16 protein-coding genes are annotated in these 18670 nt (G+C 69.3%); 9 read left to right on the top strand and 7 right to left on the bottom strand.

Translation table 11 applies throughout. The features are described from left to right. Nucleotides 1–225 precede the first annotated feature (225 nt). From ACQ0O7_RS17250 to ACQ0O7_RS17235, 4 genes are all read left to right on the top strand, one after another. Nucleotides 226–1407: a cytochrome P450 family protein gene (locus ACQ0O7_RS17250; protein ID WP_430783104.1), complete on the top strand. Its 1182-nt coding sequence runs from the start codon at nucleotides 226–228 to the stop codon at nucleotides 1405–1407. Nucleotides 1408–1484: 77 nt separating this feature from the next. Beyond that, nucleotides 1485–2069: an FIMAH domain-containing protein gene (locus ACQ0O7_RS17245; RefSeq protein ID WP_430783102.1), complete on the top strand. Its 585-nt coding sequence runs from the start codon at nucleotides 1485–1487 to the stop codon at nucleotides 2067–2069. 162 nt (nucleotides 2070–2231) lie between these two features. Next, nucleotides 2232–3053, top strand: a complete 822-nt coding sequence (locus ACQ0O7_RS17240; protein WP_430783100.1) for a helix-turn-helix transcriptional regulator — start codon at nucleotides 2232–2234, stop codon at nucleotides 3051–3053. Between the two features lie 31 nt (nucleotides 3054–3084). Next, entirely contained in the window at nucleotides 3085–3810 is a 726-nt protein-coding gene (locus ACQ0O7_RS17235) for an SDR family NAD(P)-dependent oxidoreductase (RefSeq protein ID WP_430783098.1), read from the top strand. A gap of 23 nt (nucleotides 3811–3833) precedes the next feature. On the opposite strand, the gene ACQ0O7_RS17230 is transcribed toward ACQ0O7_RS17235, so the two are convergent. Continuing rightward, on the bottom strand, nucleotides 3834–4502 hold the full coding sequence (locus tag ACQ0O7_RS17230; protein WP_430783097.1) for a DUF305 domain-containing protein: 669 nt from the start codon (nucleotides 4500–4502) through the stop codon (nucleotides 3834–3836). Between the two features lie 132 nt (nucleotides 4503–4634). On the opposite strand from ACQ0O7_RS17230, the gene ACQ0O7_RS17225 reads away from it, so the two are divergent. Then, nucleotides 4635–6068 carry an LVIVD repeat-containing protein gene (locus ACQ0O7_RS17225; RefSeq protein WP_430783096.1) on the top strand — a complete coding sequence of 478 codons (1434 nt, stop codon included), beginning with the start codon at nucleotides 4635–4637 and terminating at the stop codon, nucleotides 6066–6068. A gap of 39 nt (nucleotides 6069–6107) precedes the next feature. On the opposite strand, the gene ACQ0O7_RS17220 is transcribed toward ACQ0O7_RS17225, so the two are convergent. The 3 genes from ACQ0O7_RS17220 to ACQ0O7_RS17210 all read right to left on the bottom strand — a co-directional run bounded on the left by ACQ0O7_RS17220 (nucleotide 6108) and on the right by ACQ0O7_RS17210 (nucleotide 9792). After that, complete coding sequence (locus ACQ0O7_RS17220; protein WP_430783094.1) at nucleotides 6108–7922, bottom strand: diguanylate cyclase domain-containing protein; 1815 nt, start codon at nucleotides 7920–7922, stop codon at nucleotides 6108–6110. A gap of 763 nt (nucleotides 7923–8685) precedes the next feature. Next, a complete protein-coding gene (locus ACQ0O7_RS17215) occupies nucleotides 8686–8904 on the bottom strand; it encodes a DUF397 domain-containing protein (RefSeq protein WP_430783317.1) in 219 nt (72 codons plus the stop codon). A 39-nt stretch (nucleotides 8905–8943) separates the two neighbouring features. Beyond that, complete coding sequence (locus ACQ0O7_RS17210; RefSeq protein ID WP_430783093.1) at nucleotides 8944–9792, bottom strand: helix-turn-helix domain-containing protein; 849 nt, start codon at nucleotides 9790–9792, stop codon at nucleotides 8944–8946. A 249-nt stretch (nucleotides 9793–10041) separates the two neighbouring features. On the opposite strand from ACQ0O7_RS17210, the gene ACQ0O7_RS17205 reads away from it, so the two are divergent. The 3 genes from ACQ0O7_RS17205 to ACQ0O7_RS17195 all read left to right on the top strand — a co-directional run bounded on the left by ACQ0O7_RS17205 (nucleotide 10042) and on the right by ACQ0O7_RS17195 (nucleotide 12922). After that, nucleotides 10042–10683: a GOLPH3/VPS74 family protein gene (locus ACQ0O7_RS17205; protein WP_430783092.1), complete on the top strand. Its 642-nt coding sequence runs from the start codon at nucleotides 10042–10044 to the stop codon at nucleotides 10681–10683. Nucleotides 10684–10763: 80 nt separating this feature from the next. Continuing rightward, nucleotides 10764–12311 carry an APC family permease gene (locus ACQ0O7_RS17200; protein ID WP_430783091.1) on the top strand — a complete coding sequence of 516 codons (1548 nt, stop codon included), beginning with the start codon at nucleotides 10764–10766 and terminating at the stop codon, nucleotides 12309–12311. Beyond that, nucleotides 12311–12922, top strand: a complete 612-nt coding sequence (locus ACQ0O7_RS17195; protein WP_430783090.1) for a GNAT family N-acetyltransferase — start codon at nucleotides 12311–12313, stop codon at nucleotides 12920–12922. The genes ACQ0O7_RS17200 and ACQ0O7_RS17195 overlap by 1 nt, the downstream gene beginning before the upstream one ends. Nucleotides 12923–12962: 40 nt before the next feature. On the opposite strand, the gene ACQ0O7_RS17190 is transcribed toward ACQ0O7_RS17195, so the two are convergent. Together ACQ0O7_RS17190 and ACQ0O7_RS17185 are read right to left on the bottom strand one after the other, a co-directional pair. Further along, nucleotides 12963–13517: a hypothetical protein gene (locus ACQ0O7_RS17190; RefSeq protein ID WP_430783089.1), complete on the bottom strand. Its 555-nt coding sequence runs from the start codon at nucleotides 13515–13517 to the stop codon at nucleotides 12963–12965. Nucleotides 13518–13863: 346 nt separating this feature from the next. After that, nucleotides 13864–13989 (bottom strand): hypothetical protein, encoded by a 126-nt coding sequence (locus ACQ0O7_RS17185; protein ID WP_430783088.1) that lies wholly within the window; start codon nucleotides 13987–13989, stop codon nucleotides 13864–13866. Between the two features lie 81 nt (nucleotides 13990–14070). On the opposite strand from ACQ0O7_RS17185, the gene ACQ0O7_RS17180 reads away from it, so the two are divergent. Continuing rightward, nucleotides 14071–15756 carry a cellulase family glycosylhydrolase gene (locus ACQ0O7_RS17180; RefSeq protein ID WP_430783087.1) on the top strand — a complete coding sequence of 562 codons (1686 nt, stop codon included), beginning with the start codon at nucleotides 14071–14073 and terminating at the stop codon, nucleotides 15754–15756. A gap of 43 nt (nucleotides 15757–15799) precedes the next feature. On the opposite strand, the gene ACQ0O7_RS17175 is transcribed toward ACQ0O7_RS17180, so the two are convergent. Continuing rightward, on the bottom strand, nucleotides 15800–18640 hold the full coding sequence (locus ACQ0O7_RS17175) for a glycoside hydrolase family 3 C-terminal domain-containing protein (protein ID WP_430783086.1): 2841 nt from the start codon (nucleotides 18638–18640) through the stop codon (nucleotides 15800–15802). Nucleotides 18641–18670: the final 30 nt, after the last annotated feature.

The following is an 18670-nucleotide window of genomic DNA, read 5'->3' as shown; positions in this document are numbered from 1 at the left end:
ACCAGTGGCCAGTCCCGAACCGCACCTGGCGTACGTAGTCATCGTGGTGGCGTCCGGCGAACACCGCCCGCGCCGTCTGTGGCGCCCCACCAGCCGCCGCGCCCACCTGCCGATCCGCCCCCCACGCTCGCCACGCCGCCGCCCGGTCTGACCCGAACGGGGCTGCCGGGGGCCGTACCGGCGCGTATCGTCGGTTTTCGGTTCCCGGCGGTGCGGAGGGGCGAAATGATCGATTTCACCGACCCGGCTTTCATCAGCGATCCCTATCCGGCCTACGCCGAGATGCGCCGCACCGGCCCGGTCCGCCGGGTCACGCTGCCCAGCGGCCTGAAAGTCTGGCTGGTCACCCGATATGAGGACGGCCGGCGGGCGCTGGCCGACCCGCGGCTGTCCAAGTCGGTGCTGGCGATGGGCTCCGGCGCGGCCTCGGCCGGGCAGTCCGGCATCACCGCGGCGATCTCCCGGCACATGCTGGCCGTCGACCCGCCCGACCACACCCGCCTGCGCCGGCTGGTCTCGGCGGCCTTCACGGTCCGCCGGATCGAGGCGCTCCGCCCGCGCATCGAGGAGATCGCCACCGGCCTGCTCGACGCGATCGACGGCCGGCCCGAGGCCGACCTGATCGACACCTTCGCCTTCCCGCTGCCCATCCAGGTGATCTGCGAGCTGCTCGGGGTGCCCGCCGCCGATCGCGACGACTTCCGCGAGTGGTCCACCGTGATCGTCACCGGCGCGATGGCCGGCGACCGGCTCGCCCCGGCGTTCCAGGACATGATCGCCTACATCGGCAAGCTGCTCGCCGACCGCCGCGCGCACGGCGGCGACGACCTGCTGGCCGGCCTGATCCAGGTGCGCGACGCGGAGGACCGGCTCACCGAGCAGGAGCTGTCCTCGATGGTCTTTCTGCTGCTCATCGCCGGGCACGAGACCACCGTCAACCTGATCGGCAACGGCACCTACCTCCTGCTGCGCGACCGGGAGCGGTGGGCGCGGTTGCGCGGCGACCGCGGTCTGCTGCCCACCGCGATCGAGGAGTTCCTGCGGTACGAGGGACCCGTCGAGACGTCCACCTTCCGGGTCGCCACCGAGACTCTGGAGATCGGTGGCGAGACCGTCGAGGCCGGTGAGCCGGTGATGATCGCGCTGCTCTCCGCCAACCGGGACGGCGACCGTTTCCCCGGCGGCGACGACCTCCAGCTGGACCGGGCGCACAACCCGCATCTCGCGTTCGGGCACGGCATCCACTACTGCCTCGGCGCCCCGCTGGCCCGGCTGGAGGCGCAGATCGCCTTCACCGCCCTGATGGACCGCTTTCCCGACCTGCGGCTGGCGGTCGCGCCGGAGGACCTGCGCTGGCGCCCCGGCATCCTGCTGCGCGGCCTCTGGGAGCTCCCGGTCCGCCTCTGACCTCCCACCGGGCGGCCCGGCACCCCCGGCCGCTCCGCCTCCGACCTGTCGGATGTCGGCTTTGGCATGATGGCGCGATGCACGAGCCGCACGATCCTCACCAGCCCACCACCGTGTTGCCGGTGGTTCCGCAGCGGAGCGTGTACCGCGCGGCCAACCACCGGCGCACCGCCCTGATCGCCGGGGGTGTCGCGGGCGTCGTCCTGCTGGGCCTGGTGGTGTGGATGTTCTCCGGCGACGATGCCGCCGACCCGGTCCCCGCCTCGGCTCCGGCCCCGATCGCCTCGGCCCCCGGCCCCGCGCCGGCGGCCACCGAGCCGGAACCGGAGGCCGGCGAGTCGGCGGAACCGGCCGAGAGCACCGCGCCGACCACCGCCCCGGTCACCCAGCGCCCGGCCACCGCGGCCGAACTGATCTCCGGCCTGATCACCGCGGTCGACGCCCTGGAGGACCAGGACCAGATCGAGGACGACGCCGACAAACTGATCCGCCGCCTGAAGGACGCCGCCAAGCGCCTGGACCGCGGCGACACCCGGGGCGCCGCCCGCAAGATCGACGACTTCACCCGGAAGCTGGACGACCTGCGCGACGACGAGGACCTCACCGACGAGGCGTTCGACCTGCTCGCCACCGGCGCCGACCGGATCCGGGAACGGCTGTAGACCGTGTGGTCATCTGTGGCTCGAATCGAGCCACAGATGACCACACGGTCTGGCCTTCCCAACCGGGGACAGGTGGTCCGGGGATGAAGGCGTCCTTCATCCGGCGCGCGGCGCGGTCCAGACTTGATCCATCGGGCCGGACGGCGGGAGGAGGATCGGGACATGGACCGGGCACAGATGGCGGACTTCCTGCGCATCCGCCGGGAGTCCACCCAGCCGGAGGACGTCGGCCTGCCCCGTGGCCCCCGCCGGCGCACCGGTGGCCTGCGCCGGGAGGAGGTGGCGGCCCTGGCCGGGATGTCGGCCGACTACTACGGCCGGATCGAGCAGCAGCGCGGCCCGGCGCCGTCCGAGCAGATGCTGGCGTCGCTGGCCCGGGCCCTGCACCTGAGCCTGGACGAGCGGGATCACCTGTTCCGGCTGGGCGGACACCCCACCCCGCAGCGGGTGTCCCGCGACGACCACATCAGCCCCGGCATGATGCGGATCGTGGACCGGCTCGCCGACACCCCGGCGATGGTCATCTCCCGGTACGGCGAGACCCTGCTGCAGACCCGCCCGGCGATCGCCCTGGTCGGTGACGAGAGCGGATTCACCGGACCGGCCCGCAGCGCCTGGTTCCGCTGGTTCACCGATCCGGCGGCCCGGCGGCTCTACCCGGCCGAGCACCACGAGCGGCAGTCGAGGATCTTCGCGGCGCAACTGCGCGGGGCGTACGCGGCACTGCCCTCCGGCCGGGCCGGTGAACTCCTCGCCGCCCTGCTCGACAGCAGTGCCGAGTTCGCGGCTATCTGGGCCGGCCACGAGATCGGCCTGGCCCACACCGGCACCAAGACACTGCTGCACCCCGAACTGGGGCCGATCGACGTGTTCTGCCAGACCCTGACCGACCCGGATCAGCTGCAGACGCTGCTGGTCTTCACCGCGGCGCCCGGCTCACCGAGCCACGAGAAGCTGCGTCTGCTCTCCGCCGTCGGCGCCTGATTTTCCCCACCACCCGCAGAAAGGCACCACCATGTCCAAAATCGCACTGATCACCGGCGGCAACCGCGGACTCGGCCGGGCCACCGCCCTGGCACTGATCGACGCCGGCGTCGAGGTGATCTACACCCACCGCGGCGATCCCGGCCCGAAGATCGACGCCGTGGACCTGCCGTTGACGGTCGGCGACCTGGGCTCGTACGGCGAATTCGAGATCGCCCTCCGAAAGGTGCTGGCCGACCGCTTCGGCCGCACCGATTTCGATCTCCTGGTCAACAACGCCGGGGTGGGGCATGCCGGGACCATCGCGCGGACCCCGGTGGAGGCCTTCGACGAGATGCTCGGCGTGCACTTCCGCGGCGTCTTCTTCCTGACCCAGCGGCTGCTGCCGCTGGTCGCCGACGGCGGCCGGATCGTCAACCTCTCCACCGGCCTGACCCGGTTCACCGGCGAGGGTGTCTACGCGGCGTACGCCTCGATGAAGGGCGCGGTCGAGGTCTTCACCCGCTACCTGGCCAAGGAGGCCGGCCCGCGGGGCATCACCGCCAACGTGGTGGCCCCCGGCCCGACCGCCACCGACTTCGGCGGCGGCATGCTGCGCGACGACGAGAACGTGCGGGCCCATCTGGGTGCCCTGACCGCGATGGGCCGGGTCGGTGAGCCGGCCGAGATCGCCGGGGTGATCGCCGCGCTGCTCGGCCCGGGCACCGGCTGGGTCACCGGCCAGCGGATCGAGGTCTCCGGCGGCATGCTGCTCTGAGAGGCGGGATGCCGCTCTGAGTGTCAGCTCACCCCCAGGTCACGCATCCGGCGGATCTCGCTGACCTGCTCGACGGCGGTCTCGTTGGCCATCTCGGCCAGGATCTGCTCGGAGCCCTCCTTCAGGACGGTGCCGACCATGGCCTGCGCCCCGAAGTGGTGTTCGGTCATCATCGCGACGAACATCCGGTCGAAGTCGGCGCCGGTCGCGGCCTTCAGCGCGGCCATCTTGTCGGCCGGCTGCATGCCCGGCATGGTGGAGTGATCGTGACCGGGGTCGCTCTCCGGCTGGCCCCGGCCGGCCAGCCAGGAGCGCAGCACGCTGATCTCCGGGCCCTGGGCGGCGCTGATCCGGGCGGCGATGTTGCGCACCCCGTCGTTCGCGGCCCGTTCGGGTGCCAGATCGGCCATTTCGATCGCCTGCACGTGGTGGACGATCATCATTTGGGCGTATGTCACGTCGGCCTTGTTGTACGGCGCCTGCTCGGGAGGCCGGACGGCGTCCGCGTCGGTGACCGTCGCCGACTCGCCGGGCCGGCCCGGGACCAGCACCCGGACCGCCGAGGAGGAGGGATCGGGTGCGGCAGCGGTCGGCTCGGTCCGGCCGGAGGCCCTCGCCAGCACGGCGACACCGACCGCGCCGACCAGTGCCAGAGTTGCGGCGGTCAATGCCCATGCGCGTCGGTGTTGCATGTATTTCCTTTCCGGCAGGCGGCACCACAAACGGTCTGACACGGTTATCGTAACGATCGACATCGCTGTCACCAGCGGTACGGGCGACACGACTCGCCGTGCCGCCGGTGCTTCGCAGCCGGAAGGAGCTTCATGAGGCACTCTGCCCCACGAGGGCGTTTCAGGCGCCTGGCCAGCTTGGGAGCGGTGGCTGCCCTGGTCGGTCTCGGGTTCGCCGCGCCGGCCCAGGCCGCCGCCCCGATCCCGGGCGTCGACGAGATCGTCAGCAGCCCGAACATCAAGCAGATCGCGAACGTTCCGAAGACCGGGGCCTTCGCCCCGGAGAGCGCACTCAACAGTGACCTGGCCTTCCAGGGCAAGTACGCATACGCCGGTAACTACAACGGCTTCACCGTCTACGACATCAGCAACCCGCGGAGCCCGCAGGCGATCACCCAGCTGGTGTGCCCGGGCGGGCAGAACGACATCTCCATCTACGGTGACCTGCTCTTCACCGCGACCGACTCGATCCGCAGCGACGACTCCTGCAACAGCGTCGCGGTGCCGAACAGCGCTCCGGAGACCACCCCGCGCTGGGAGGGCATCCGGATCTGGGACATCAGCGACCCGCGCAACCCGGAGTACGTCAAGTCGGTGCACACCACCTGTGGTTCGCACACGCTGACCCTGGTGCCGGGCAAGGGCTGGGACAAGAAGAAGTCGGTGTACGTGTACGTCTCGTCGTACAACAACTCACCGAGCAGCCTGCCGAACTGCGCGCTCCCGCACGACAAGATCTCCATCGTGAAGGTGCCGCTGAAGAAGCCGGCCGACGCGACCATCGCCGCGACGCCGGTGCTCTTCGAGGACGGCGGTTTCCCCGGCGACTCGAACAGCGCGGCCACCACCGGTTGCCACGACATCACGGCGTACCCGGAGAAGGACCTCGCGGCCGGCGCCTGCATGGGTGACGGTGTGCTCTTCGACATCTCGAACCCGGTGAAGCCGAAGGTGGTCACCACGGTCCGGGACGCGGAGAACTTCGCCTTCTGGCACTCGGCCACGTTCAACAACGACGCCTCCAAGATCGTCTTCACCGACGAGCTGGGTGGCGGCGGCGCCGCGACCTGCAACCCGACCGTCGGGCCGGACAAGGGCGCGGACGCGATCTACACCATCAAGGGCAAGGGCAAGAAGGCCAAGCTCGTCTTCCAGAGCTACTTCAAGATCCCCCGCGAGAACGCCGCCACCGAGAACTGCGTGGCCCACAACGGCTCGCTGATCCCGGTCGCCGGCAAGGACATCATGGTCCAGGCGTGGTACCAGGGCGGCATCTCGGTCTGGGACTTCACCGACGCCAAGAAGCCGAAGGAGATCGCCTACTGGGAGCGCGGCCCGCTGAGCACCGAGCGCGCGATCACCGGTGGTTCCTGGTCGGCCTACTGGTACAACGGCTACATCTACTCGAACGACATCCAGAAGGGCCTGGACGTCCTCAAGATCGACGACCGCCGGCTCGGCAAGGCGGCGAAGCACCGCTCGTGGCAGTTCAACGCACAGACGCAGGACAGCTACCGCAAGTGGTGACCTGAGTCAGTGACCCGGCGTGACGTCCCGCGAGGGGTGTCACGCCGGGGCCGCGGCCGCCTTGCGCTCGCGTTTACGCCGGTACATCGCGGCGTCCGCCTCGCGCAGCAGCCCGTCGCCGTCGCCCGGCAGGCCCTCGGCGACGCCGACGCTGGCGCCCACCCGCAGCAGCGTGCCGCCGATCGGCATCGGCTCGCCCAACACCACCGCCACCCGCTCGGCCACCCGGGCCGCCGCGTCCATGCCGGTGCCGGGCAGCAGCACCGCGAACTCGTCGCCGCCGAGCCGGACCGCCAGCTCCCCGGCGCCGAGCAGACCGTCCAGCCGCCGGGCCGCCTCCTGCAACACCAGATCGCCGACGTGGTGCCCGTGCCGGTCGTTGATCTCCTTGAAGCCGTCCAGGTCGATCAGCAGCATGCCGACCCGCTCGGTGGCGTCCTCCAGCCGCCGGTGCAGCAGCACCCGGTTGGCCAGCCCGGTCAGCGCGTCATGGGTGGCCTGCCGGCTCAGCTCGTCGTGCAGGGCCCGCGCCTCGGTGGCGTCCCGGGCGTTCAGCACGATGCCACCGACGTTCGGGTTGTGCCCGAGATCGGTGCCGACCAGGTCCAGCCACCGGTACGAACCGTCCGCGTGCCGCCACCGCACCTGCATGGTGACCCCGGCGCCCGGGCTCGCGAACATCCGCTGCGCCTGCTCGGCGTGCCACTGCCGGTCGTCCGGATGGGTTAGGTCGCGCAGTGACGTGCCGACCAGGTCCCCGGCCGGAATGCCGAGCACCCGGAACACGGCCGGGGACGCGTAGGTCACCGTCGCGTCGTGCCCGATCACCAGAGTCAGGTCGGTGGTGTTCTGGACCAGCGCCCGGAACCGCTCGGCCTGGCCGTCGATCTCGGTGAGCAGCCTCTCGTTGTCCCGCAGCGCGGCCACCTGACGGCCCAGCACCAGCGCGGTGATGAGCACCGCGCCGATCGCCACACCCCACACCCGCTCGTCGACCCGGCCGTCCCGGAGCGAGACGACCAGCAGGATCTGGGTGGCCACCACGGCCAGGTACGGCAACCGGCTCGACCGCCCGGCCGTACCACCGGTCCTCTTCTGAGCCAGCCGCCACACCTGCGTCTGCTGGAACCGGAAGCTCGCCGACGCCAGCACACAGGGCAGCAGCTGCACCACCAGCGCGCCGCCGGGCCCCGGGTCGCCGATCAGCCCCAGCGTCACCGGGCCGGCGAACGCGGTGCCGGACACCCCGATCGCGGCCGCGATGCCCGCCGACCGGGTGAACGGGGCGGTGCCGCTCAGAATCAGCTTGAGCAGCCCGAACGTGATCAGCAGCATCACCACGGCGGTGGCCGCGGCGGCCCACCGGTCGGCCGCCTGCCGCCCGCTCAGGTCGGTGGCCAGCACGAAGTACCAGAGGAAGACCGCGACACCGGTGAGTACGGTGGTCGCGTCGAACCAGAGCCGCAGCCGCTGCCGTCCGGCGCCACCGAGCGGGTGCCACAGCATTGCGCCGACCACCAGCGCCATGCCGGCCACCACCAGAGCGGTCTGCACCGGGCTGATGGTCGTCATCGCGGGATTCGCCAAAAGCAGGACGGTCTGATACCCGTCACCGACCACACAACCGGCACAGGCGAGCAGCGCGGCCCACCAGAAACGGCGTCCGGCGGGTGTCATGACCGGGTGTGTGGCGATTCGCCAGATGAAGTAGGTGTTCGCCACATCGAGACCTGTTTGGATGGTCCAGGAGGCGGCTCGCTGATCGCCGTGCCGGAGGAACCAAGGGACCAGGAACACGCCCAGAGCGACCAGACCCAGCAGGACCGGGTCGGTGACCCCGGATCGCTTCGGCATGTCCGCTCCCGTCGGCGAAGGCTCCGGATGGCTTCCGGGCCGGTGCTGCCCATCGGCCGTACGGCGCCAGACGTGAGTGATCCGGATCGGTCAGCGGGGGCCGAGGCCGAACATCGGTGCGGCAAAAGGGATTTTAGCTGCCATAACGCAGCGATGCGGATCGGGTGCGGAACTCGCGGTCGCGACGCGCGGCTTGCGGTGCCACGTGCGACGTCCGGGTCACGTGCGACGTCTGGCCTGCGTGCGACGTCTGGGTCACGTGCGACGTCCGAGCTGCGTGTGACGTCTGGGCGGCGTGTGATGTTCGGGTCACGTGCGACGTGCGGGCTGTGCGCGACATGCGGGCCAACTGCTTACGGGGCGGCGGGCCGAGACCAGCGCGCGCCGTGCGGGTTGCGGGCGGCGCGCGGATGCCGCGCTGATGTCGCCGCCGAGAGCCCGTCGGCCACCGGCCGATCCGGGCGGTAGTCAACCCGGCGTCACTCCAGGTGACCCCCAGGGTGCTGTTGGTCAGCGCGATGGCCGATCCTCATCATCGCCGGATCGGAACCGGAATCCGAAGCGCACCGGCTCGGCGTTATTCGGAAATCGAAGAATGTGAGTGGAAAACATTTCGCGTATTTCCGAGTTTGTGGTGGCCCGGCCGCAGGGCGACCGGGCCACGCCTTGCCGCGGCACTTCATATGGCGAACGCCGCAACCCGATCGGGTGCACATCGTGAAAGTCGAAGCACTTCCAACGGCGTACCCCGAAAGGTAGGCTCTTACGTAGTGGTGATGTCGAATTCGCCGTCCTTGGCGGAGTCCACAAAGGCGGTCCACTCCGCCGGTGTGAACATGAGGGCCGGACCCGTTCGGTCCTTGCTGTCACGGACGGCAATTCCCTTGTCGAGGAATGCTACCTCGACGCAGTTGTTGCCACCGCTGCCGTTGCTACGGCTGCCCTTTTTCCAGACGGCACCGTCGATCTGGTGCGCGAGCAACTCAAGCACCTCCCTTTCTGAGACTTTTCTCGGGGAGTGCTAAGCGACGAGCAGGCTCTCGATCGTCTTGATGGTCGTGCGGTGGTCGAGCGCCTTCGCGCTCAATCGCTCGAACTCCTGTCGATACCAGTCAACCATGTCTGGCTGTTCCTCGTACAAGTCTCCCGCAAGGCCTTCCATATAAACAACATCCATATGGGTGGTCTCGCGGAACTCCAGAAGAGTGACAGGGCCGCCCAGGAAGAGGTGCTCACCCACGGTGAGCGGCAGGATACGCAGAAAGACATTAGGCAATTTAGATACTTCGATCAAATGCCTGAGCTGTTCAGCCATGACGTCGTCGCCGCCGATCGTCCGGCGCACCACGGACTCGTCGATGAACGCGGAGAACTCCAGTGGACGGTCGCTGCGCAGCCGGCCCTGACGGGTCAGGCGCAGGTTGATCCGGCGGTCGATGTGCTCCTCCGGATCGAGCGGGCGTCCGCTTCTCATCAGTGACCGCATGTAGGCGGGCGTCTGCAGCAGGCCGGGCACGATCACCGGCTCCCAGGTGCGCACCGCCGAGGCGGCCGCCTCCAGCCCGACGAAGTTGCCGGGGCGCATGATGTCGCGGTAGTCCGTCCACCATGTCCGCTCCCGGGACATCCGGGCCAGCTCCACCAGCGCCTCGCGATAGCTCTGGTCCCGCACCTCGTACAGGGTGAGCAGGTCGCGGACGTCCCGCGGGGTGACCGCCACCCGGGCGGTCTCGATGCGGGTGACCTTGGCCGAGTGCCACTCGAAATGGCGTGACACATCCTGTTGTGTCAGGCCGGCGGCTTCCCGGCATCGTTTGAGCTCCGCCCCCAGTCGGCGGCGGCGCAGCGTCGGACCCTCGATATCGGACACCTGGACTCCCATCGGTCCTGATGAGTTCGATATTACGACCGCCACCTCACGATCCAGTAACCCAATCATGATCGCCATTCCTGATGATCATTTATCCGGGCCACTCGGCAGCGGGGCCTGAATAAGAAGTCTAGTACTTCTTGTATTGACCTTGGTGTTGGGTACATGATGCTGCGGACATCGAGTTCTGTCTTGTTTCCTACTTTGGCGAAATGATCAATGGAACTTGCGTCTAAGGGGCGTGACGCAGTGTTGGCTGACCAGTATTACCTGATCGCACACGAAGACCGCACCGGGCGGTCCCGGTTGCATCCTCGTGCGACCGGCCTGGGGCTGGCTGCCGCGTTATTGGCGGAGTTGGTCCTCGAAGGCCGGATAGGCGTCAACGACGGGGATCTTCTCGTGCTGGACCAGCGTCCCCCTCGTGACGCGCTCGACCACGACATCCTCGACCTGCTCAACGCCCAGCCGCAGCACCGTGACATGCGGACCTGGCTGGCCTTCCTCTCGCAGGACGCCGGCCTCCGGGTGGCGGAGCGGCTGATGCGGGTCGGCGCCGTCGAGATGGTGCAGAAGCGCCGGATGCTCGGCAGCACCCAGATCGTCTACATGCCCAACACCGCCCGGCAGCGCAACGCCGCGGCGTGGGCGTCCACCCGGGTGGCCAACATGCTGGTCCGCGGGATGGATCTCAACCTGCCGGACCGGATGCTGGTCGGCATCGTGGTGGCGACCGGGCTCACCCGTCATGTCATGTACGGGTTCGAGAACTACCCGCAGATCTACCACGCACTGCCGAGCATGATCGCGTCGCTGCCCAGCGACCTCCGCGAGATAGTGGAGTGCACCGAGTCCTCGGTGGGTTCCGCTCTCACGGTCGGTCGCCGGTGAGTCCGAGGGGCCGCCATCAGCGCCGGCGTGACAACGTCGACAACTGGGCCGAACACGTGTTGATGGAACGACGCAGGCGGATGATCGAGCCCGACCTCATCTCCCGGGCCCTGGCCAGCAACCGGCTGGGTGTCCCGTCGGTGGTGTTCTTCGGCGTCGCCGGCGCGGCCCCGCTGACCGTGGTGATCGGCGGGATCTCGACGGTCTACGCGGTGATCGGGCAGACCGCGGCCCCGGTGGTCTACCTGGTGGTGGCCGCGATCCTGTCCATCTTCACGGTCGGGTTCGTGGCGATGAGCAGGCACATCGTCAACTCCGGCGCCTTCTACTCGTACATCAGCCACGGTTTCAACCGGGAACTCGGGGTGGCTGCCGCGTTCGTCGCCCTCCCCGCCTACGCGATGATGCAGATCGGCCTGTTCGGCCTGTTCGGCGTGGTCGCGGCGGGGGTGCTGGAGGCGTTCGGCCTGGCCACCTCGTGGGTGGTCTGCGCGCTCGTCGCCTGGGCCCTGGTCTCGATCCTGGGCATCCTCTGGGTCGACCTCAGCGGCAAGGTCCTCGGCGCGCTGCTCGCGGCGGAGATCGCGGTGGTGCTGGTCTACGACTTCATCATGGTCGCGAACCCCGCCGGAGGCACGGTCACCTTCGACACCCTGAGCCCGGCCCAGCTGCTCACCCCGGAGGTGGCCGCCATGATGGTGCTCGCCATCGCCGGCTTCGTCGGGTTCGAGGCGACGGTGGTGCTCTCCGAGGAGGCGAAGGACCCGAAGCGCACCGTGGCCCGGGCCACCCACTTCTCGGTGATCGTGGCCGGTCTGCTGCTCGGCGCCTCGGCCTGGGCGATGTCGGTCGCCACCGGCCCGGACCGGATCGTGGCGGTGGCCTCCGAGGAGAAGACCGACCTGGTCTTCACCCTGATCGCGCCACACGTGCCCGAGGTCCTGGTCAGCATCGGCTACCTGCTCTTCATGACCAGTATCTTCGCCGCGCTGCTGGCCTTCCACGCGGCGGTCGCGCGCTACCAGTTCGCGCTGGGCCGGGAGGGGGTGCTGCCGAACATCTGGGGCTACACCCATCCGCGGACCGGCGCTCCGGTGGTCGGCTCGATCGCGCAGAGCGTGCTGGCCCTCGCGGTGATCGTCTTCTACTCGTTCCTGGACGCCGATCCTCTGGTGTACCTGTTCGCCTGGCTGACCACGATCGGTGGCCTGGGCGTGCTGATCCTGATGTGGAGCGCGTCCGCGGCGGTGGTCGCGTTCTTCCTGCGCAATCCCGGGCGGGAGAACGTCTGGCGGGCCATGGTCGCGCCGATCGTCGCGTTCTTCCTGCTGAGCATCGTGCTCGATGCCACCGTCATCGGGCTGGGCGACATCCTCCAGGTGCCGGAGGGCTCACCGTTCCGATGGATCTTCCCGGTCGCCTACGTGGTCTGCGCGGTGCTCGGGGCCCTCTGGGCGATGACCATGAAACGGGTGTGGCCGCACAACTACGCGATGATCGGCCGCGGTGGGGGTGGCCGGGCCGCGCTCGACATCCCGGACCTCAGCAAGCCGCACTCGCACTCGGTCGCCGGCACCAGCCACAGCACTCAACCGATCAGGCCAATCGATCAGGTAGGGAAACGTTGATGACCCACGCCATTCAGGAACTCGTGGTCCGGCACGTTTCGCCGCTGGACACCGCGGAGATCACCGAACTCGTGGCCGACGCCATGTGGGACGGCCCGGTGGCCCGCTGGCTCCTTCCGGACCCGCTGGCCCGGCGGAGCAACTCACCCCGGTACTTCGAGATCTTCGTGGAGTACGCCGTGCAGTACGGCGAGGTCTACGGCATGACCGACGAGACCGGGCGGATGGACGGGGTGGCGCTCTGGTTCCCGCTCACCTCGATGATCCCGCCGCCGGCCGACTACGACCGCCGGGTCAAGGAGGCCGCCGCGGACGCGGCCGACCGGGTGCACCAGCTCGACGCCGCGCTGGAGACCGAACACCCGCTCGATCCACACCACTACCTGGCGTTCCTGGCCGTCCGGCCGAGCCGGCAGAACCGGGGCGTCGGCAGCGCCCTGCTCGACCGGCATCACGCCCGGCTCGATCGCGCCGGGATCCCCGCCTATCTGGAGGCGAACGATCCCCGTAACCGCGATCTCTACCTACGACACGGATATCAGGTCCGGTCCGTGATCGAACTCCCCGACGGGCCGCCGCTCTGGACGATGTGGAGGGAGCCCTTGGCCTGAACCCGAACAGCTCGATCCCGAACAGCCTGACCCGTTCAGGTCACGCGGCGGCCGGGAACTCGTAGGCCCAGAACTGCTCCTCGTCCATCCGCTCGGCGCGCATCGTGCCGCCGGCGAACCGGTTGAGGATGCGCTCGGTGGCCCGCCCCATGTTCCGCTTGACGTCGTTGTACCGGCAGAAGTCGAGGGCGATGATGCCGTTCTTGGCGGAGGCGGTGTTGAACATGGCCTCCATCAGTTCCAGGAGCGCCCGGGAGGAACGGGAAGCCCGGTCGACCGCGACGAATCCGGCGTACCAGATACGGCGTTGCTGGTACAGCTCCGGCCACTTCCGGGCGAAGTACTCAGGTGAGATCAACGGCATCGCGTAGAGGTCGTTGCTGAACGTGGACAGCCCGCAGAGGGTGCCCTCCTCGTCGATGCAGACGTATTTCTCGACCCGCCGATCGGTCATGACCTCGTCGAACTCCGACTGATACATCAGGTGCCGCTGGACTGCGAGAGAGCGCATCTCCCCGAGCGCTCGTTCGTAGAGCTCCCACGCGGCCTTGTGCATCTCGTCGTCGGTGATCTGGTCGAGGACTTTGACAAGCATGGCTGCTCCCCTCCGGGCCCCGTGACAGCGCCGGCCCGCTGGATCGAACTTATGCAGGTCGATCAGTTGACCAACAGACTACGGATAGCAATAGCTTCGCGACAATGCGTTCCGGTGATTTGAACGTGCCAATTCCAGTTTGGAGGGATGCCCTTGGGATGATAGCGCTGCAACTTGCAAAGTTGCAGGTCAAGAAGCCGGGCCGCACCGCCCGAGTCCTTGTCGGCAATTTCCTGTGAACGTGGGTGAAACGGTTCTGCGAAAGTGCAGGATCCCATGGATCGGCCTTTTTGTGGAATGCACGGAGTACTAGCCTCCGTGTATGGAACCGGGAGTGCTCGCCTTTTCAGAGGGACTGCCGGAAAGGCTCACCCTTCGACGACGCGGCGGTGCGGCGCCGGTCGATGTGCCACGGGTCGCCGGCCGGTGCGGAGCGCATCCCCCGCCCGGCGGCCGGCGGCTCGCGGCGCATCGATTGACATAGTTCAACGCTCGAACATAGTCTGCCGAGATCACTGCGGGAGCGCTCCCACTCCCCGACACTAGGAGCGTCATGACGCGACTAATCGGCAGACTGCTCACGCTCGTCCTGATCACCGCGGGACTGGCGTGCCCCGGCCCGGCGCAGGCAGCGCCGGCCGGTATCAGCAAAGCCGCCGCGACGACCAGAGCCATGCAGCCGGGCTGGAACCTCGGCAACACCCTCGACGCCACCGGCGACGACGAGACCTCATGGGGCAACCCCCGGGTCACCCGTGAACTGTTGCGGGACATCCGGGCGCAGGGCTTCAAGAGCATCCGGATCCCGGTCACCTGGGGGCAGCATCAGGGCCCCGCCCCGGCGTACCGAATCGATCCGGTTCATCTGTCCCGCGTCCAAGAGGTGGTCGGCTGGGCACTGGACGAGGGCTTCTACGTGCTGCTCGACATCCATCACGACTCATGGCAGTGGATCAACACGATGCCCACCGACCACGACAACGTGCTGAACCGGTACAACGCCCTCTGGACCCAGGTGGCCGGCGCCTTCCGGGACGCGTCCCCCCGACTGCTCCTGGAGAGCGTCAACGAGCCGCAGTTCGCCGGCAGCTCCGGCGACGAGGAGAACTACGCCCTGCTCGCCGAGCTCAACGCGTCCTTCCACCGGATCGTGCGCGGCAGCGGCGGGGGCAACACCGAGCGGCTCCTCGTCCTGCCCACCCTGCACACCAACGCCGACCAGGGCCGCCTCGACGCGCTGACCGCCGAATTCACCGCCCTCGACGACCCGTTCCTGATCGCCACCGTGCACTACTACGGATACTGGCCGTTCAGCGTCAACGTGGCCGGTGGCTACCGCTTCGACGAGACCGCCCGCGCCGAGATGCTCGGCACCTTCCAGCGGCTCACCGACAGCCTGATCAGCAAGGGCATCCCGGTCATCCTCGGCGAGTACGGCCTGCTCGGCTTCGACCGGCACACCGGCACCATCGAACAGGGCGAGAAGCTCAAGTTCTTCGAACTCTTCGGCCACCTGGCCCGCACCACCGGAGTCACCACCATGCTGTGGGACAACGGCCAGCACTTCGACCGTACCGCCGGCGATTGGCGTGACGCCGAACTGTTCGCCCACATCTCCACCAGCTGGCGGACCCGCAGCGGAACCGCCGACAGCGACCTGCTGTTCGTCCGGCGGTCCGCGCCGGTCACCGCGCGCACCATCACGATCAACCCCAACGGCACCGGATTCACCCACGTCCGGCTCGGCGACACCACCCTGCGCCGCGGACCCGACTACCAGGTGTCCGGCGATCAGCTCACCCTCAGCGCGGGGTTGCTGCGGAGACTGACCGGAACCGACGGGTACGGCGTGAAGGCCTCGCTGTCCCTGCGGTTCTCCCGCGGGGTGCCGTGGCGGCTCGACGTGATCGCCGCCGACCGGCCGATCGTCCAGCCCAGCACCGGGACGACCGACGCCTACACGGTGCCCACCGCGTTCCGTGGGGACCGGCTCGCCACCATGACCGCCACCTACGCCGACGGCAGCTTCGCCGGCCCGCACAACTGGACCGCCTACAAGGAGTTCGACCGGGCGTTCAGCCCCGACTATCCGGCCGGGACGATCAAACTGACTCCGGAGTTCTTCGCCGAGGTCACCGACGGCGCGCCGGTGACCCTGACCTTCATCTTCTGGAGCGGCGAGACCATCACCTACCAGGTCGTCCGCACCGGAACCACGGTCACCGGCACACTGCTCTGAGCCGGGTCGGGTGGTGCTGGGCCCGCGGGCCCGGCACCACCCGTCAGCGATCGAACAGCAGGGACGTCACAGTCACGCCCTCCGCCTCGAAGATCACGAACAGATCGTGGACGCCGGACACCGGGGCCACCGACGCCGACACCTGGACCGGCTCGGCCGCCACCACCGCGGGCAGACCGGCCAGCACCGGCCCGGAGATCGGGTCGTCCAGGCGCAGCACCACCTCGCCCAACTCGGCGGCGGCGGCCAGACTCGCCCGCACACTCGTCACGCCGTGGCCGAAATCGATCCCGTCGAAGACCGCCCAGGCACCCGGGTACGTGCTGCGCAGCGCCTCGCCGTCGTGCTCGGCGACCGCCACCGGGACGGTTCCGGCGTACCCGTCGTTGTCGATCAGCCGGAGCGCCGACCGCGGTGACCGGGCCGGGATCCGCTCACCCCGCACCCGCAGTGTCCCGGTCAGCCGCCAGTCCGTCGCGGACCGGCCCACGGCGATCGTGTGCACCGCCTCCTCGATCACCCAGCGGGACCGGGTCACATCCCAGAAGGCCAGCTCGGCGGCGGGAACCAGCAGTTCCACGGTGGCCCGCTCGCCCGGTTCGAGGGTGACCCGGCGGTAGCCGCGCAGGCGCCGCACCGGCTGCTTCACCCGGGACCGCTGCTGCCGGGTGTAGAGCTGCACCACCTCTGTACCGGGCCGGCCGCCGGTGTTCACCACGTCCACCGTGACGGTCACCCCACCCTCCGGGCCGATCTCCGGGGCGCTGAGCCGCAGGTTCTCGTATCGGAAATCGGTGTAGGAAAGCCCGTGACCGAAAGGGAACAGTGGCGTGCCGCGGTAGTAGAGGTAGGTGGCGTCGGTCGCGATGATGTCGTAGTCGAGCAGATCCGGCAGATCCCCGGCATCGGAGTACCAGGTCTGGGTCAGCCGACCGGACGGATCCACCGGGACACCCGCCCGATCCCCGCCGAACAGCACGTCGGCCACCGCCGTCCCGTGCTCCTGGCCACCGTGCGACGACCAGAGCAGCGCCGGCAGATTCGCCACCGCCCAGCCCACCGCGTACGGGTAACTGCTCGCCAGCGCCAGCACCGTCCGCGGATTCGCGGCGTGCACCGCCCGCAGCAGGTCGTCCTGGGTGCCCGGCAGGTCCAGATCCCGGCGGTCCGCGGTCTCCCGGCCGGCCACCAGCGGATGATTGCCGAGCGCGACCACCACCAGATCCGCGCCGGCGGCCACCTCGGCCGCCGCCGCCACCCCGTCCACCAGCAGATCCACCGTGAAGACGGTCGCGCCGGACCGGTCCCCGGCAGCCGTCCGGACCAGCCCGTCCGCTCCCGCCAGCAGGTAGCGTCCACTCTGGACGTGCAGCACCGCCACCCCGTCGGAGACCTGCTCGAAGCGGAACGTCTCCCGCACCTCCCAGCCGTTCGGGCCGGGCCGGTCGTTCACCAGCTGATGGTCCTCGGCGCCCAGGCCGTCGGCACCGACGAACCGGCCGTTCGACACCGCCCGCAGCGAGAACGTCTCCTCGCCCCAGTCCAGCACGTCGAACAGGGTGCCGTCGGTGCCCTCCGCCCCGGTGATCCGGATCGGTCCGGTCGCCGCGTCCGCGGTCAGCAGGCCGGCCGCGCAGCGCAGCGCGATCCGGTCCACGCCCTCGTGATGGAGCACCTCACCGACCCGCTCGGCGATCGCCGCCCGCAGCGTCCGGCGGTACGGCGGAGTGCCGCTGTACCAGTCGTCGAACGTGGTGTCGGCCAGCGGCCCGATCACCGCCACCCGGCCCACCGTGGCCGGATCCAGCGGCAGGATGCCGTCGTTGCCGAGCAGCACCACCGAGGCGCGGGCCGCCTCCCGGGCCAGCGCGCGGTGCTCCGGGCAGTCGATCACCTCCGGGCCGATGCCCCGGTACGGGTCGTCCTCGGGGCTGAACTCGCCCAGCCGGACCCGTACCGACAGAATGTGGCGCACCGCGTCGTCCACGTCGGACTCGGCGAGCAGCCCCCGCTCCAGCGCCGCCCGGAACGACTCCTCGGACAGCGGGCCCGCCTCGGTCACACAGTCGATGCCGGCCCGCAGCGCGGCCGCGAAACCAGCCGGATGATCCGCGAAGATCTGCTGGTCACCGGCGAGATTGTGGACCGCGTAGGCGTCACCGACGACCATCACGTCGTCCTCCGCCCAGCCCCGCAACACCTCGTTGATCAGCGGGCTGAGGTGGGTCGGGCGGCCGTTGACCAGGTTGTAGGAGGCCATCACGGCGACCGCGCTCCCGTCGGCCAGAGCCGGCCGGAACGCCGGCAGCTCATATTCGTGCAGCACCCGGGGCGGCATGTTGCTGGAGGTCAGACAGCGGTCGGTCTCGTTGTTGTAGCCGAGGAAGTGCTTCAGCGTCGGCGCCGTCCGCAGCCGGCGCGGATCGTCCCCGGCCAGCCCGCCGGAGTACGCCACACTCAGCACCCCGGTCAGCCACGGATCCTCCGAGTAGCCCTCCTCGTTGCGGCCCCAGCGCGGGTCGCGGAGCGGGTTCACCACCGGGGCCCAGACGTTCAGGCCGACATTCTCCGGATCGCGGTGGTGCAGGGCGCGGACCTCGGTGCCGACCGCCGTGCCGACCCGGCGCAGCAGCTCCGGATCCCAGCTGGACGCCAGACCGACGGCCTGGGGGAAAGCGGTTGCCGTGCCGAGCCAGGCGACACCGTGCAGAGCCTCCGTCCCGGTGCGGAACGACGACACGTCCAGCCGGGGGACGGCGGCCTGGTGCTGGTGCAGGAGGGCGATCTTCTCCGCCAGGTCGAGCCGGCCCAGAAGGTCTGACACCCGCGCGGCGAGCTTCTGCTGCGGGTCGCGAAAGACGATGCGAGAGGGGGATTCGGTCACAACGTGTTCCTTCGGGCCAAATCGTGTTGT

Source organism: Actinoplanes sp. G11-F43 (assembly GCF_050589265.1).
Classification (GTDB): Bacteria; Actinomycetota; Actinomycetes; order Mycobacteriales; family Micromonosporaceae; genus Actinoplanes.
The sequence above is the reverse complement of the archived record's forward strand: the minus strand, read 5'-3'. Positions and strand labels throughout refer to the sequence as shown.